The sequence below is a fragment of the Mucilaginibacter sp. P4_C11 genome (genome assembly GCF_056402115.1).
The window spans coordinates 92,673-107,113 of sequence record NZ_JBFUIA010000007.1; the positions used below are offsets into that span (position 1 = coordinate 92,673).

Annotated in this window: 10 protein-coding genes; 4 read left to right on the forward strand and 6 right to left on the reverse strand. The window is 47.1% G+C overall.

The annotated features are described in order from the left end of the window. Positions 1-97 precede the first annotated feature (97 nt). The 6 genes from AC1DU2_RS08430 to AC1DU2_RS08455 form a co-directional block, all read right to left on the reverse strand. Positions 98-2,407, reverse strand: a complete 2,310-nt coding sequence (locus AC1DU2_RS08430) for a glycoside hydrolase family 3 N-terminal domain-containing protein (protein ID WP_477383713.1) — start codon at positions 2,405-2,407, stop codon at positions 98-100. A gap of 132 nt (positions 2,408-2,539) precedes the next feature. Further along, positions 2,540-4,561 (reverse strand): HRDC domain-containing protein, encoded by a 2,022-nt coding sequence (locus AC1DU2_RS08435; protein ID WP_477383714.1) that lies wholly within the window; start codon positions 4,559-4,561, stop codon positions 2,540-2,542. A gap of 585 nt (positions 4,562-5,146) precedes the next feature. Continuing rightward, positions 5,147-8,329 carry an error-prone DNA polymerase gene (locus AC1DU2_RS08440; RefSeq protein ID WP_477383715.1) on the reverse strand — a complete coding sequence of 1,061 codons (3,183 nt, stop codon included), beginning with the start codon at positions 8,327-8,329 and terminating at the stop codon, positions 5,147-5,149. 2 nt (positions 8,330-8,331) lie between these two features. Next, on the reverse strand, positions 8,332-9,834 hold the full coding sequence (locus AC1DU2_RS08445; protein ID WP_477359901.1) for a Y-family DNA polymerase: 1,503 nt from the start codon (positions 9,832-9,834) through the stop codon (positions 8,332-8,334). Beyond that, positions 9,827-10,555 (reverse strand): ImuA family protein, encoded by a 729-nt coding sequence (locus tag AC1DU2_RS08450; protein WP_477359899.1) that lies wholly within the window; start codon positions 10,553-10,555, stop codon positions 9,827-9,829. Before AC1DU2_RS08450 ends, AC1DU2_RS08445 begins: the two co-directional genes overlap by 8 nt. A 5-nt stretch (positions 10,556-10,560) precedes the next feature. Beyond that, positions 10,561-10,938, reverse strand: coding sequence for a hypothetical protein (locus AC1DU2_RS08455; RefSeq protein ID WP_477359897.1), 378 nt, complete (start codon positions 10,936-10,938; stop codon positions 10,561-10,563). 100 nt (positions 10,939-11,038) lie between these two features. Between AC1DU2_RS08455 and AC1DU2_RS08460 the strand changes: the two genes are divergently transcribed. From AC1DU2_RS08460 to AC1DU2_RS08475, 4 genes are all read left to right on the forward strand, one after another. Then, a complete protein-coding gene (locus tag AC1DU2_RS08460) occupies positions 11,039-11,647 on the forward strand; it encodes an alpha-ketoglutarate-dependent dioxygenase AlkB family protein (protein ID WP_477359895.1) in 609 nt (202 codons plus the stop codon). A 197-nt stretch (positions 11,648-11,844) separates the two neighbouring features. Further along, the gene (locus tag AC1DU2_RS08465; RefSeq protein ID WP_477383716.1) at positions 11,845-13,008 is read left to right on the forward strand and encodes a metallophosphoesterase; all 1,164 of its coding nucleotides are present in this window, start codon (positions 11,845-11,847) and stop codon (positions 13,006-13,008) included. A gap of 14 nt (positions 13,009-13,022) precedes the next feature. Beyond that, positions 13,023-13,709: a DUF2461 domain-containing protein gene (locus AC1DU2_RS08470; protein WP_477383717.1), complete on the forward strand. Its 687-nt coding sequence runs from the start codon at positions 13,023-13,025 to the stop codon at positions 13,707-13,709. A 250-nt stretch (positions 13,710-13,959) separates the two neighbouring features. Next, positions 13,960-14,385, forward strand: coding sequence for a VOC family protein (locus AC1DU2_RS08475; protein WP_477383718.1), 426 nt, complete (start codon positions 13,960-13,962; stop codon positions 14,383-14,385). Positions 14,386-14,441: the final 56 nt, after the last annotated feature.

Below are 14,441 nucleotides of genomic sequence, written 5' to 3' on the forward strand. Positions count from 1 at the left end.
TTCATGGTAATTCAACTGGCTAAGGCTATAAGTGTTTAAAATAAACCATTTTAAACACTTATAGCCTTTCGCATTAATCAACAACCGGCAATTAGGCCTATCTATATTCCAGCTGCTTTTTTAACACCACATTATCGGCGGCTTTTGCAATCATTACATCAAAGGTTCCCGGCTCGGTAACCAATTTCATTTGCCGGTTCCAGATAGCCAGATCTTTACTGTTAATAGTAAAATTCACGGTTTTTACCTCGCCGGGCGCAAGGGCTATTTTACTGAATCGCCTTAAGCTCATTTCGGGAGTGCTTACCGAGTTTATTTTATTACCCAGGTACAGTTGTACCACCTCCTTACCGGCCACCACACCGGTATTTTTAACATCTACCGAAACTGTCACCTGTTCATTTTTACTAAATACGGGTTTAGATACCTTGAGATTATCGTACTGGAAAGAGGTATAACTTAAGCCATAGCCAAAAGCAAACAAAGGATCGGTTGACGAGTACACATAATCCTGCCCCGGCTTTTCAATGGTGCCGTGCTGGCGGTTAATCCCTTTTGATGAGTTAACGTAGTTATAAAATACCGGGATATGCCCTGTTGATTGTGGCACACTCATGTTTAACCTGCCGGATGGGTTTACCTTCCCGAAAAGAATATTGGCAATGGCAGTGCCGCCTTTTTCGCCGGGGTACCAGGCTTCTAAAATAGCTGGCACATTATCTTTCTCCCAACTGATGCTCCATGGGCGGCCGTGTACCAATACCAATATCACCGGCTTACCGGTTTTATAAACGGCCTGCAACAACTCGCGCTGAACGCCTTGCGGATTAATGTCAGTCACGTCATAACCCTCGCCACAGGTAAAAGGATCTTTAGGCTCGTTACCCGGCGCCTGCCCATTCCACCCCACACCCGACCATACTACACTTGTTGTGCCAAGCACCACAACAACTGCGTCGCTCTCATTGGCGGTTTTTACAGCCTCATCAAAGCCGCTCTTATCCAGGCCCGATAGCTCGCAACCTTTAGCATAATTTACTTTTACACTGTTGCCTGCAAACTGCTTTATCCCTTCTAAAACAGTTACCCCCGATAGGTTATCGCGGGTAAAGCTATAATCGCCGTACTGCACTTTATTAGCATTAGGGCCAATAACAGCTATCGATTTCAATTTGCTGATATTTAAAGGCAACAGGCTTTTTTCATTTTTTAGTAAGATGACAGACTCCTCGGCTATTTGCCGAGATAATTTGATATGCTCTTCTGTGTGCAGCCTGCTTTTAATGCGTGCCGTATCGGGCAGCGGTTTTTCAAAAAGACCTGCTTTAAATTTCATGGTCAGAATACGCGCTACAGCTGTATCTATCTGTGCTTCCTTTACTTTACCTGCCTTTACTAATTCAACCAAATGACCATAAACATCCGGACGTGAAGCTTCCAGGTCTACCCCGGCTTTGATACCCAACAGGGCAGCATCCGAAGCGGTTTTGGCTACTTTATGGAAATTATACAGTTGACTTAAACCGCCATAATCAGAGAAAACATAACCCTTAAAATCCCATTCCTTACGCAAAATCTGTTTTATCAAAAACTCGTTACTGTGGGCCGGGATGCCGTCAATCTCGTTATATGATGGCATAATAGCCGCTATATTGGCCTCTTGTACCGCTGCTTTAAACGGTGGTAAAAACATTGATCGTAGCTCACGCTCACCAAGTTCAGATGGGGCAAGGTTAATACCGGCAATTGGCTTGCTATAAGCCGCAAAATGTTTACCGGTACACATTACTTTATCAAAGGCAAAGCTTGTTTTTGTTTTGGTTGGATCGCCCTGCATGCCCCTTACAAATGCCGAACCTAACTGGCCAACCAGGTATGGATCTTCGGCAAAGCACTCCTCTACCCTGCCATAGCGGGCATCCCTGATCAAATCAAAAAGTGGCGAAAGCGCTTCATCAACGCCCGATGTTGATGCCTCGTAAGCAATGGTAGCCCCCATTTGCTCAATCAGTGCCGGGTTCCAGGTACTACCCTGCGCTATCGCTTGCGGGAATGTAGTAGCGCCGGCCGACAATTGCCCATGCAGGCATTCGCCAATTTGTATAGGTGGGATACCAAGCCGGGTATGCTCGCGCGAGTATTTCTTGGCGGCAATCGATTGTTGGGCAATATCATAAACATTGGTAAAAGGGCTCTCCAATACGCCATAAGCAATCTTGCTTTTACTTGCCTCGCTTAGCGACGACATGCTCATTTGCCCAACTTTTTCCTCCAGTGTCATCCGTTTTAACAAATCGGCTACGCGGGCCTGTACAGGTGCTTTGGGATTTTTATAAAGCTGTGCCTGCACACCGGCAGATAAAATTAAAGCAATGAGAATAATGGCAAATATCTTTTTGCTGACCATTTTTAACGAAGTTTGTTTTTATAGATGTAGTATATGACAGATAGTATAATAAACACCATCCTTCAATAGTCTAAGATACTTCAAACTTTATTAACCGGGGTACTGTTTTATTCGGATTTCAACACATTACACCTAAAACAAATTCCCTTGCTCCATTTCGGCACCCAATGTTTCCTGCAAATAAGACCGGATCATAGCGATAAGCTGCGGGCCATATTGGGTCGCTTTTTGCGGGCCTACCCCTTTAATGGCACCCAATACTTTGATGGTGGGCGGCAATTTTTCGGCAATGGTCGCGACTGTTTTCTCGGATAACACCATTCCCGGCATTATATTTTCCTTCTCAGCCGCAGTATCGCGCCAAGCCATTAGCTGGTCAAAAAGCTGTTGATTTGGCTTTTCGTTCAAAGCCTTAACATAAGTGTTTGTTTGATTTGAACCAGCCCGATCCTGGGCCTTTCGCTTTTCTTCAAGATATGTAGTTGCGGTAAACGTGTTTTTGGAAAAGTGGTCCATTAACACAATCCGGGGCATCATCCATTGGATCAGCTTATCTGCTTTGGCTGCTTTGGTCTCTTTATCTTTAGATAAGCCCATAAGCACCGGGATTTGCTGATGGAGGTTTCCGATGGCTTCAGCCAGTTTATCTTTGAAATAGAGGGCCGCTTTTTGGATGCGTTCGGGCTGATAAGTGGATAATTGCTGGGATAACTTTTCGGCCACGTTAAAAATATCTTTTTCCATATCGGGCGCCGCCTCTTCAAATCCGGTGATCCGGTTTTGTAAACCGCTGAAATTGAACAACTCGGCCAGCAACGATTGGCGATATAGCTCCCGGTCGCGCTCCAGTCTTTCTTCATCCGGCTTTAATGATTTGGCCTGCTCATTAAAATGGGCAACTGCAGGGTCGCCGATAATATTATGCGCGGCAATGGGGTTACGCAATACCATGCCCGATAGTGTCCGGCAGCGACTGAGCGCCACGTATGCCTGCCCGTGGGCGAAAGCTTCGCTTACATCAATAATGGCTTTGTCAAAGCTTAAACCCTGGCTTTTATGAATGGTGATAGACCAGGCCAGTTTAAGCGGGATCTGGGCAAAGCTACCGGCATTGGTCTCGTTAATTTGCTGATCTTCCAGCTGGTATTTAATATTGGTCCACTCCAAAGCCTGTACGGCAATTTCGCGCTCTTCCTGCCCGCAGCGCACAAAGACAGTGTCGGGTTCTATGCGGGTGATTACGCCTATTTTGCCATTATAAAAAAGCTTTTCGGCCGAACTATCGTTTTTAACAAACATTACCTGGGCACCTGTTTTAAGCTTTAGGTTGGTTTCTGTAGGGTATGCATCCTTGGGAAACTCCCCCCGGATGATGGCCGCAAATTCAAACTCCTGCCCTGCCAATGCTTCTACAAATTCGTTATTCAGCTGCTGGGCAATGGAGTTATGTGTAGTAAGGGTAATGTATGGTTCTGTAGCCGTGGGGCGAAAACCGGGCTGGTGCCGGGCGTTCAGCAACTCCAGGTTACCAGGGCTGATGGTTTGGTTACGCACCTCGTTCAAAATATCAACAAAGGCCTGTTCCTTTTGCCTGTACACATGATCGAGCTCGATTTTTACATAAGGTGCTTTTTGCATCACCAGGCTGCTGAAGAAATAGGGGGTGCTGTAATAACGGCCTAACATTATCCATTCGTCATCGCGGATAATGGGGCTTAACTGCGAAAGATCGCCTATGAGCAAAAGCTGTACACCGCCAAAAGGTTGGGTGGTGCCTTTCAGGTTGCGTAATATGAGGTCTATCTGGTCAAGCACATCGGGGCGGACCATGCTCACTTCATCGATGATAAGCAACTCCAGGCTGGAAAGCAATTCTTTTTTCTCCGGGCTGTAATGCATCTCGGGCCGGGTATTCCCTGCCGGGATGATAGGCCCAAAGGCGATCTGGAACAGCGAGTGAATAGTCATGCCACCGGCATTGATAGCAGCCACGCCAGTAGGCGCTACAACAGCCATTTTCTTTTTTGATTCCTGCCTTACACGCTGCAAAAAAGTGGTTTTACCCGTACCTGCCTTACCCGTTAAAAAAACAACCGTATTGGTTGTTTCCAGGTAATCAAAAGCCATCTGCATTGCCGGGTTTGTCTCTTTCATCTTTTCGGTTGCAATGTTAATATAAATTTTATTTGAGCTGGATATTAAAGTCATGAATTTGGCAAACGCATATAAATTGGGTTAACATAACTTAACACATTTTAAAAAATTAAATTATAAACAATTGATAATTAATATATTATAAATATTCATGGTTAACACTCAACTTCAATTAACAAACAGCTTTTCAAGCAGCAATTTTTATATTCGGTTTATCAGAAGCTATTTAAAATTTGATTTTTCAGGAACATTTAGCGTTTGTAGCAATGCGGTTTTGAACGCCAGTCACGACTCACCCCGGCTACGCTGCGCTGGCCGACCCTCTCTCCGGCTGCGCCGCAAAGAGGGTGTAGCTCATTTTTTTATTAGTTTTTGTCTTATATCTTTTGTCTTTTCTCTCTTTTCAAGCCCCGCTATGGACGCAGTCGGAGAGAGGGGAAGACGCTCCGATATTTATAGGGGTCGTCGGGGTGAGTCGTCACCGCCATGCGCTATCGACATTTCCATTACCTGTAAATCAATTTAAACACTTCTTCGTTTTTATCTTGACTCCTGATTCTCAACTCTTGATTCTCATTTTTGCTATTATTTAAAGTTCCTGCCTTTGTGAAAAACCTCCTTAACAGGGGTAACCGGCGATGTTGTTTCATCGCTACGCGATAAAGTTAGTACCGGCAAATCTTCGGTTTGAGCCGCCGTAAGGCCACGTAATAAGGGCGACAGGTTAAAAAAACGGTGCGCTATCACATGGATTACCAATCCCTCTACCTGCAATTTACCCTCTACCATCAGCAGGCGTGATTGCAATATTTCTTTTCGGTATTTATCAAAAACCTTTTCAAAGGCCACCAGGTTAGCAAAGCCGGTTTCGTCTTCAATGGTAATAAATAAAATCCCCTTGGCCGTACCAGGGCGCTGACGTACAGTTACCAGGCCGGTAACTTTAACCGGGTCGCCATCTTTTAGCTGTGCCAGCCGGCCGGTAGCTGTTACTTTCAACAGATCCAGTTTTTCGCGCACAAAACTAACGGGGTGTGCTTTTAGCGATAAACCTGTAGAAGCATAATCCTGCACCACATGCTCGGCCTGGGTCATCAGCGGCAGCGTAACCTGTGCCTCCATAGCGCTTTCGGATAGCTGGCCGGCAAACAGGCCGATGGGTTTATCATTAAGCGCGGGTACTTCCCATAAAGCTTCGCGCCTATCCAGTTCCAGGGAACGGAATGCATCGGCATCGGTAAGTTTTTCAATGGCGGCCTGCGGCACACCGGCATCGCTTAATCGGCTGATGCTGGTATAACCTGTTCCCCGCCCCGCTATCAGCGCCTGCATATCATCCTCGCGCAGGCCGTTCACCTGCCTAAAACCCAAACGAACGGCGCAAAACTTACCATCTTTTTCTTCCAGTGTGTTATCCCACATGGAGTGATTTACATCTGCCGGGCGCACAACTACACCATGCCTTTCGGCATCAATCACTATCTGCGCCGGCTGGTAAAAGCCCATTGGCTGGCTGTTGAGCAACGCCGCGGCAAAAACATCAGGATAATACCACTTAAGCCATGATGAAATATAAACCAAATGGGCAAATGAAGTAGCATGACTTTCGGGGAAACCATAGCTGCCAAAGCCTTCCAATTGCTTAAAAATACGTTTGGAAAATTCTTCGGTATAACCTTTGCCCATCATACCGGCCACCAGTTTATCACGAAAATTACTCACCAATCCTTTGGCCTTAAACGTAGCCATACTTCGGCGCAACTGGTCGGCTTCGGCAGCGGTGAAATTTGCCGCTACCATGGCAATCTCCATAGCTTGCTCCTGGAATAAAGGCACACCTTTTGTTCGTTCCAGTATTTTTTTTAATTCTTCCGAAGGATACTCAACCTTGTCTATCCCATCGCGCCTGCGTAAATAAGGGTGTACCATATCGCCCTGTATGGGGCCGGGGCGTACGATGGCTACTTCTATCACCAGGTCATAAAACTCCCTGGGCTTCAATCGTGGCAGCATCGACATTTGTGCCCGGCTTTCTATCTGGAAAACACCAAGCGTATCGGCCTGGCATATCATATCATAAACTGCCTTATCATCCTGCGGTACGTTGGCCAATGTTAGTTCCTCTCCATAGTGCTGCTTAACCAGGTCAAATGCTTTACGGATGCAGGTAAGCATGCCCAGGGCCAGTACATCTACTTTTAAAATGCCCAGGTCTTCAAGGTCGTCTTTGTTCCATTCCAGCTGGGTACGGTCTTCCATGCGGGCATTCATAACCGGGCAAATGTCCGAGAGTTTACAGCGCATAATTACAAAGCCACCTGTATGCTGCCCTAACTGCCGCGGGAACCCCATCAGTTCATCAGTTAGTTGCAGTACCTTTGTCAACAGCGGATCATCGGGGTTAAGCCCCTGCGAAATGATACGTTCCCGGTCAAAAGCCTCTTCCGAAAAATCCCAGATAGCGCCCGCAAGCCGGCTAATGGTATCTACAGAAATCCCCATAGCCTTCCCCACATCACGGATTGCGCCTTTATGCCGCTCCTGGGTAACCGTGGCAACAATAGCCGCATGTTCGCGGCCATAGGTTTGGTAAATCCATTGGATAATTTCTTCCCGTCGCTCGTGTTCAAAATCAACATCCACATCGGGCCACTCCTCCCGGGAATCGGACATGAAGCGCGAAAACAACAGGTTTGATTTGGCCGGGTTAACAGGGGTTATCCCCAAACAAAAACACACCGCGCAATTAGCCGCCGAGCCCCTCCCCTGGTGCAGGATTTTTAACTCTTCAGCCTTCTGGGTGTATTCAAAAATTCGTAAAAAATAAGGGGCCAGTTTTCGTTTCTTAAAAAAATCGAGTTCGAATTGGATCTGTCCCTTCTGTAATTCAAATTCGGCATCAGTAAATATTTTTTTGGCACCGGCCCAGGTATGGGATGCCAGGTGTTCATCTGCCGTCTGCCCATCAGGGCTAATCCACTCCGGCTCCAGGTATTTTAAAGTATCTAATGAAAATTTACAGGCTTCAGCAATTTCCCGGCTACGTGCCAGGGCATCTGGGTATTGTTGAAACAGGCGTTCCATTTCTTCAATCGGCTTCAAATACCTTTCGGCATTGGCGTGCAGCCGGAAACCGGCATTGTGAATGGTACACTTTTCGCGTACGCAGGTTACTATATCCTGTAGCTCGCGCCTTTCGGCCTCATGATAATGCACATCATTGGTAGCCACCATAGGGATGGTTAATTGTGAAAGCCGGTAAAAGCGTTTGGCATCATCGCCATGATATGAGCGGGTTGCGGCTATATACAAATCATGGCCCAAAGCTGCCTGGTACTCCTTTAAATCCTGCTTAAATGAGTCATCAAAATCAAACCAGGTGTTTAATTCATCGGGGGGAATCACTATAAATTTTATGCCTTCGGCATGTTCGAATACATCATTTTTATACAACTCGCATTTGCCTTTTTCGGTACGCAGGTTGCCTTTGGTTAGCAAAGCGCACAAACGCCCCCACGCAGTAATATCGGTAGGATAAGCCAGCAGACTGGGACCGTCCAACAGATCAAGCCGGCAAGCCGGGATAAAACGGATGCCGGCACTTTTTGCAGCGGCATGGGCACGTACTACACCGGCAACAGTATTACGGTCGGTAATGGCAATGGCTGTATAACCCAACTTAACGGCGGCCTCCACCAGTTCGGCAGGATGCGAGCCGCCGCGCAGGAAGCTAAAATTGCTGGTAACCTGTAATTCTGTATACTCCATATTTACGCAAAAAAACCATGAATAAACCATTCATTAATTTCGCCTTCCATGTACTTACCCAGCCGAAAAATCCAGTAACGCTTGCCATCTGTATCCTCAACATGGTAATAATCACGGCGTTCGCCATTTTCCAGCCACCATTCGCGCTCAATGCGTTCGGGGCCATCGGCTTTCTTAATTTGATGCACTTTACCTTTATAGATAAAATGCATTGGTGGATAATCTGGCACCAGCGACATTACCTGAACAGGTTCGGGCCGGGCCAAAAGCTGTGTGGGCCGTGGCCTGCTGATGCGCCAGGCGGTAGCAGGTTTCTCCAGTATGGCAGCGGCTTTTTTAATAGAACGTTCGGGCCAGTAATGCTCGTCGGGCAGGTAACGGTGTATAACATTGGTATTTATTTTACCGGCAATCCTGTCCAGCAGTTCGGCTACGCCGGTATCATCCAGGCCGCCAACCTCGCCCCACAGGCGTTCCTGTACAGGGTCGGCATCATCTACCTTGGGGGCATCCAGCACAAAAAGTTCAATCCCCAGGGCAGGTTCTATCGTGGCTATTTTAAGCTCGAATAATTTAAAAAGGTGCTCCACATGGTGCGATGCGCGGTTTGTGCCTATCTGCACCTGCTCTACCTTACCATCCACCCGGTAACACCTCAGTACACCCGTTCGTAACCCTTTGCCATCCTGCTGCAGCCGTTTACACATACTTTCCAGTAACCGTCTGATCGCTATCTCTATCCCGGTGGCGGTATTGATGGGTTCCATGCAGGGCAGGCGCTCCTGGTAGGGTTCAACGGGCTGTAATAATTGCATCGGTTCATCCTCGTTGCCCAAAGCCTGGTTAAGCCTCAGCAGCAGATGCTCCCCAAACCGCCGGCGTAGTACCGACCGTGGCATGCGGATAAAACTGCCGATGGTACGCAACCCCAGTTTTTGCAAACGATCTGTAATAACCGGCTCCAGCCGCAAGGCCACCGGCGGTAATGGCAGCAAGGCCGTGGCCTGCCCGTAACTTTCAATAATGGGGCTCAGCCTGCCAAAACGCGCAATGGCCCAGGCCGTGCCAATGCTATCTGCCATGGCGGCGCGGGCATCGTAGCCCTTGCTTCTTAATTTAAGTACTATCGTTTTCAGGTATTCCCGTTCGCCGCCCCAAAGGTGGGTACAGCCAGATACATCAAGGATCAGCCCATCGGGCATATCAATGGCGATGATGGGCGTATAGCGGATGCACCACTCGCCTAAGGCATGTAATAATTTGGCGGCACGGTCGGGTTGCTCATCTATCACCTGCAGGCCAACTATTATGGCTTTGGCATCGGCAGCAACCATGCCTGCTTTTACACTATGCACTTCGGCGGCACGGTTGGTGGCGGTTATTAGCATGCGCCCGTGATCTTTTATCGCAAAAACAAAAGGCACATCTTTCAACTCCGGCTGCTTCAGGGTAAGCCAGTCGGTAGTTAAATGACGGAACCATATGGACATAAACCGCTTAGGCATATTGCTGGTATGCTATTTCTGTTACCACTTTTTCTTCCATAACAGGTACAAAGCTGCCGGCCACCCATTCTACCTGCCAGCAGCCCGGGTTGCCGTTACGCACCTTTAAAAGTTCCACCTGCCAGCGCGGGAAGCCTACGCCGGGTAAACCATCTTCCAACTCGCTGGGCAGGTGCGTTATTTGCCAGCGGGATACACAGGCGGTGGTACTTAACTTTTTAGCATCGGTACGTAAAACAAACCCGGTAACCTTGCTGCTTTCAACCGCCAGCTGCAAACGGCGCGATTGGGTAAAGTTGATGCCCGGCAATTCGGCAATAACAGCTGTCAGGCCATCGCATTTCAGGGCTTCTTCGGTTGCCCATAGCAAATCTTTTTCGCGCTGCAGGTCTATAAATATCACCCGCTCGGGCGGTACGCCGAATACTTTAAGCGCAGGCGGGAAAACTGTACGCGCTTTGCTTATCCACAAGCAAACCCCATTGGTACGCATCAACTGGGCCAGTATGCCGCCAATAAAGCCGCTGGTGGCCGCGGCGTGTTCGGGCTCGGTAGTTAAAAACTCATGCACTGCACCTACCGGGAAAATACCGTTTGGAAAAGCAGCCTCAATAGGCCCCAGGCCAAAGCTATCGTCGGCCCCGGCAATGGGTACTTTAAAACCCTCCCACAATAAAATATCTTTTTTCAGCTGGCTGATAATATCCTCTTTTGCTTCCATGAGTTTCAGTTTAAAGTTGGTTCACGAAAAACAGGTATAAATAACCCCATATAAACTGTTAGGTGCACTACCATGTGCCTGCTGATAGCATGGCCAATTTCCTGGATGGCCTGTACATTTAACGGGCTTTCATAATCGGCATTACGCGGATCAGGCACAGGTTCAAAATAACGCTGTATATCGTCATCCTGTACACGGGCATTACGATCATACCACTCCCCCTGCTCCAGTTGCAGCATCATGGTAATAAATTCCCGGCCGTTATAAAACTCGATGATAAATTGCGGCGCATAGGGCAAATCCCATTGCTCAGGCGGCACCTCGTCCACCTGTATCCGGGTCATGCCACGGCTGATCTTCACATCGATATAAAATTCTTCCATCAGAAACAGACTACAAATCTAATACTAAAAATATTAGTATTTTAATATCTTTGTAAAAAAAATTAGCACAGATTTGTTTTAGCAAAAATTGGAGGTTGATATGGAACAGCTATGTTTTTTTCCCGATGCCGGGCAAAGTAAGGGCCTGCCCACCCATTTATTAGATTACCGCCCCAGCCTTTTTAATGAGCAGGAAAGCGACAGCCTGCTCCAAAAGTTTATTGCCGAAACTCCCTGGAAACAGCGGATGCAAAGGATTTATGATAAAGGCATCATCACCCCGCGCCTGACCGCCTGGTACGGCGACCCAGAAGTTTATGACTATGCCTCACTAACCCAAAGCAAGCCCAACTACTGGACGCCCGAACTGCTGATGATTAAAAATAAAATAGAGCCATTGGCCGGCATCCAATTTAACAGTGTACTGCTTAATTATTACCGCGATGGCAACGACTCGGTAGCCTGGCACAGCGACCGCGAAGATGTACTGGGCAAAAACCCGGTCATCGCATCGGTAAGTTTTGGGCAGGTACGCAGCTTTGATATCCGCAGCAAACAGCATCATCATGAAAAATATTCGGTACGGCTGGAGCATGGCTCATTTTTGCTGATGAAGGCCGGATTGCAGGAGCATTGGGAACACCGCATAGCAAAATCTGTAAAACCGATGAAAGCCAGGGTTAATTTGACGTTTAGGGTGGTGATATGATTTTATATTTTCCCTTTTTGTAGAGACGCATCACATGCGTCTCCCCCATGCAAATCACACATGCAAACCCGACCGGCAAATTGTGAATATCCTGCGGGAGACGCATGTGATGCGTCTCTACAAAACCATTTGTCATCTTAACGCAATGAAGTTTAAATGTTTAAAATCTTTTTGATACTTGTTCGTCTAACCTAAGTATGAAGAAAAGAGTCCCTGCCATTGTATTGCTATGGCTTATCATTGATGTTTATTTTTTTGCGGCGGTACAAACGCTTACCGCCAATACAACGGTTTACCTGGCCTATTGGCTTTTTGATGGCTTGCTAGGTGCTACTATCGTTTTCAGCGCCTTTACCGGTAAAACCAAAGTTATATCGTGGTTAATGGCATTAATGCTGTTATCATTTGTGCCCAAACTTATTGGCAGCATTGTTTTATTACTGGAAGATGTTACACGCCTGTTCCGTGGCTTTCCGCCGCATAGCGTGGGCGTAAGCCAGTTTGTGCTCATCATAGCAGGTGTATTTTTCCTGCTGCTGTTGTTTGGTGTTACCCGCGGTCGCCATTATTACAAAGTAAGGCGCGAGACGTTGTACTTCCCAGATCTGCCTGAGGAATTTGATGGTTTTACCATCACCCAGTTATCTGATATTCATTCCGGCAGTTTCAGCGATGCCGAAGGTGTGCAAAAAGGCCTCGACCTGGTGAATGCCCAACAGAGCGATATGATACTATTTACAGGCGACCTGGTAAACAACCACGCTGCCGAAATGGATCCCTGGATACCGGCCTTTGCCAAACTGGAAGCCCCTTATGGCAAATATTCGGTATTGGGCAACCATGATTATGGCGACTATATGCGCTGGGATAATGTGAACGACAAGCATGCCAACCTTGTACGCCTAAAAAATGTGCATAAAGAAATAGGCTTCCGCCTGCTTTTAAATGAATCGTTAACTATCGATAAAAATGCCGAGTCGCTGGCGCTTATCGGCGTAGAGAATTGGGGCAAGGGCGGTTTCCATAAATATGGCGATTTGGAAAAAGCTGCCGCACGTGTGCCCGATGATGCTTTTAAAGTATTGATGTCGCATGATCCATCGCATTGGGATGCGGTAACTATGGGGCACCACCAGCATGTTCACCTTACTTTATCCGGCCACACACATGGTGCACAATTTGGCTTTGAATTGTTTGGCTTTAAGTGGAGCCCCATTAAGTATGTGTACAAACAATGGGCCGGCCTTTATGAGCAAAGCGGCAAATATTTATACGTAAATCGGGGCTTCGGTTTTCTTGGGCTTAAGGGCCGTATAGGTATCTGGCCCGAAATTGCAGTACTTACCTTAAGGCGCAAATAGTTATTTTTGATGCCATGAGTCAACCTGTATTGCCCGTTTCTGCTATCGACTTTTTAAACGACCTGAAAAATAACAATAACCGGGAATGGTTTACCGCGCATAAAGAGTTTTACCAGCAACAGCTTGGTTTTGTGGAGGGTTTTGTAGATGCCATACTGGCCAACTTAAACCTGCACGATGTTATTGAAACGCCAACAGGTAAAAAAAGCATGCACCGCATTTACCGCGATACCCGGTTTGGCAAAGATAAAACGCCCTATAAAACCAATTGGAGCGGCGGTTTCAGGCGTGCTACCAAATACAGGCGCGGCGGCTACTATTACCATTTTGAACCCGGAAACACCTTTGTTGCCTGTGGTTTTTGGGCGCCCAATCCGCAGGATTTAAAACGCATCAGGGATGACATTGCTTTTGATGATAAGCCCTTGCGTAAGATCCTCAACAGTGCAGTTTTTATCAAAAGCTTTGGCACCTTACGCGGCGAAACCGTGAAAACCACTCCTAAAGGTTACCCCGCCGATCATGAAGCTATCGACTTGTTGCGGTACAAGCAATACCTGGTTGTGCACCGGTTTACCGATGATGAATTTTTGAGTTCCGGCTTTTTTGAAAGTGTTTGCCAGGCATTGCGGGATATGCGCCCCTTTTTAGATTATATGAGCGAGGCGCTGGTGACTGATATTAATGGGGTGATTGATTAGGGTGAATAACGTTGTAAAAGGGGCGTCATGGTGAGCCCGTCGAACCAAGCGGGCAAAGGCCTCTACGCACGAGTCTTCGACAGGCTCAGACTGACAGGCCCGCCCGCCTCAAAAACCCAACACGCCATAGATAGTTGTAAAATTCTGAAACTACAAGTCTGGAATATTGCAATTGATGGCAAATATCTATTTGCCCGAATACGTCTACACCTTAACTTTGTGGTATCCACCACTATTAACCCTCCACGCCATGGCCAATCAAATCACCAAAGCCCCAAACATTACTCAAGCGGTACCTTTTTTTATGGTCACCGAAATGGAGCGATCATTACACTTTTATGTGGAAGAATTAGGCTTTACGCTGGTTAATCAATGGGTACCAAAAGATAAAATAGAATGGTGCTGGCTTCAGCGCGGCGGCGGTGCACTTATGCTGCAAACCCTGCATAAAGAGACGCCCGGGCGCGGTTTGGGGGTATCTGTGTGCTTTCAGTGCCAGGATGCGCTGGCATTATATCACGAGTTTGTGGAACATGGTCTTAAACCCAATGAGCCTTTTGTTGGAAACAATATGTGGGTAGTTACAATAAAGGACCCCGACGGCTATAACCTGGATTTTGAAAGCCCGACAGACGTACCGGAGGAGACTAAATATTCGGACTGGAAAAAGGAATAATAACACGTTGCGATAATTGACAGGTTATCCGCTATATTAAATATATTCGTATACAT

Bases quoted from the DNA above. Each gene is read 5' to 3' on its own strand.
- AC1DU2_RS08430 (WP_477383713.1), bottom strand. From the start codon at position 2,407: ATGGTCAGCAAAAAGATATTTGCCATTATTCTCATTGCTTTAATTTTA.
- AC1DU2_RS08435 (WP_477383714.1), bottom strand. From the start codon at position 4,561: ATGAAAGAGACAAACCCGGCAATGCAGATGGCTTTTGATTACCTGGAA.
- AC1DU2_RS08440 (WP_477383715.1), bottom strand. From the start codon at position 8,329: ATGGAGTATACAGAATTACAGGTTACCAGCAATTTTAGCTTCCTGCGC.
- AC1DU2_RS08445 (WP_477359901.1), bottom strand. From the start codon at position 9,834: ATGCCTAAGCGGTTTATGTCCATATGGTTCCGTCATTTAACTACCGAC.
- AC1DU2_RS08450 (WP_477359899.1), bottom strand. From the start codon at position 10,555: ATGGAAGCAAAAGAGGATATTATCAGCCAGCTGAAAAAAGATATTTTA.
- AC1DU2_RS08455 (WP_477359897.1), bottom strand. From the start codon at position 10,938: ATGGAAGAATTTTATATCGATGTGAAGATCAGCCGTGGCATGACCCGG.
- AC1DU2_RS08460 (WP_477359895.1), top strand. From the start codon at position 11,039: ATGGAACAGCTATGTTTTTTTCCCGATGCCGGGCAAAGTAAGGGCCTG.
- AC1DU2_RS08465 (WP_477383716.1), top strand. From the start codon at position 11,845: ATGAAGAAAAGAGTCCCTGCCATTGTATTGCTATGGCTTATCATTGAT.
- AC1DU2_RS08470 (WP_477383717.1), top strand. From the start codon at position 13,023: ATGAGTCAACCTGTATTGCCCGTTTCTGCTATCGACTTTTTAAACGAC.
- AC1DU2_RS08475 (WP_477383718.1), top strand. From the start codon at position 13,960: ATGGCCAATCAAATCACCAAAGCCCCAAACATTACTCAAGCGGTACCT.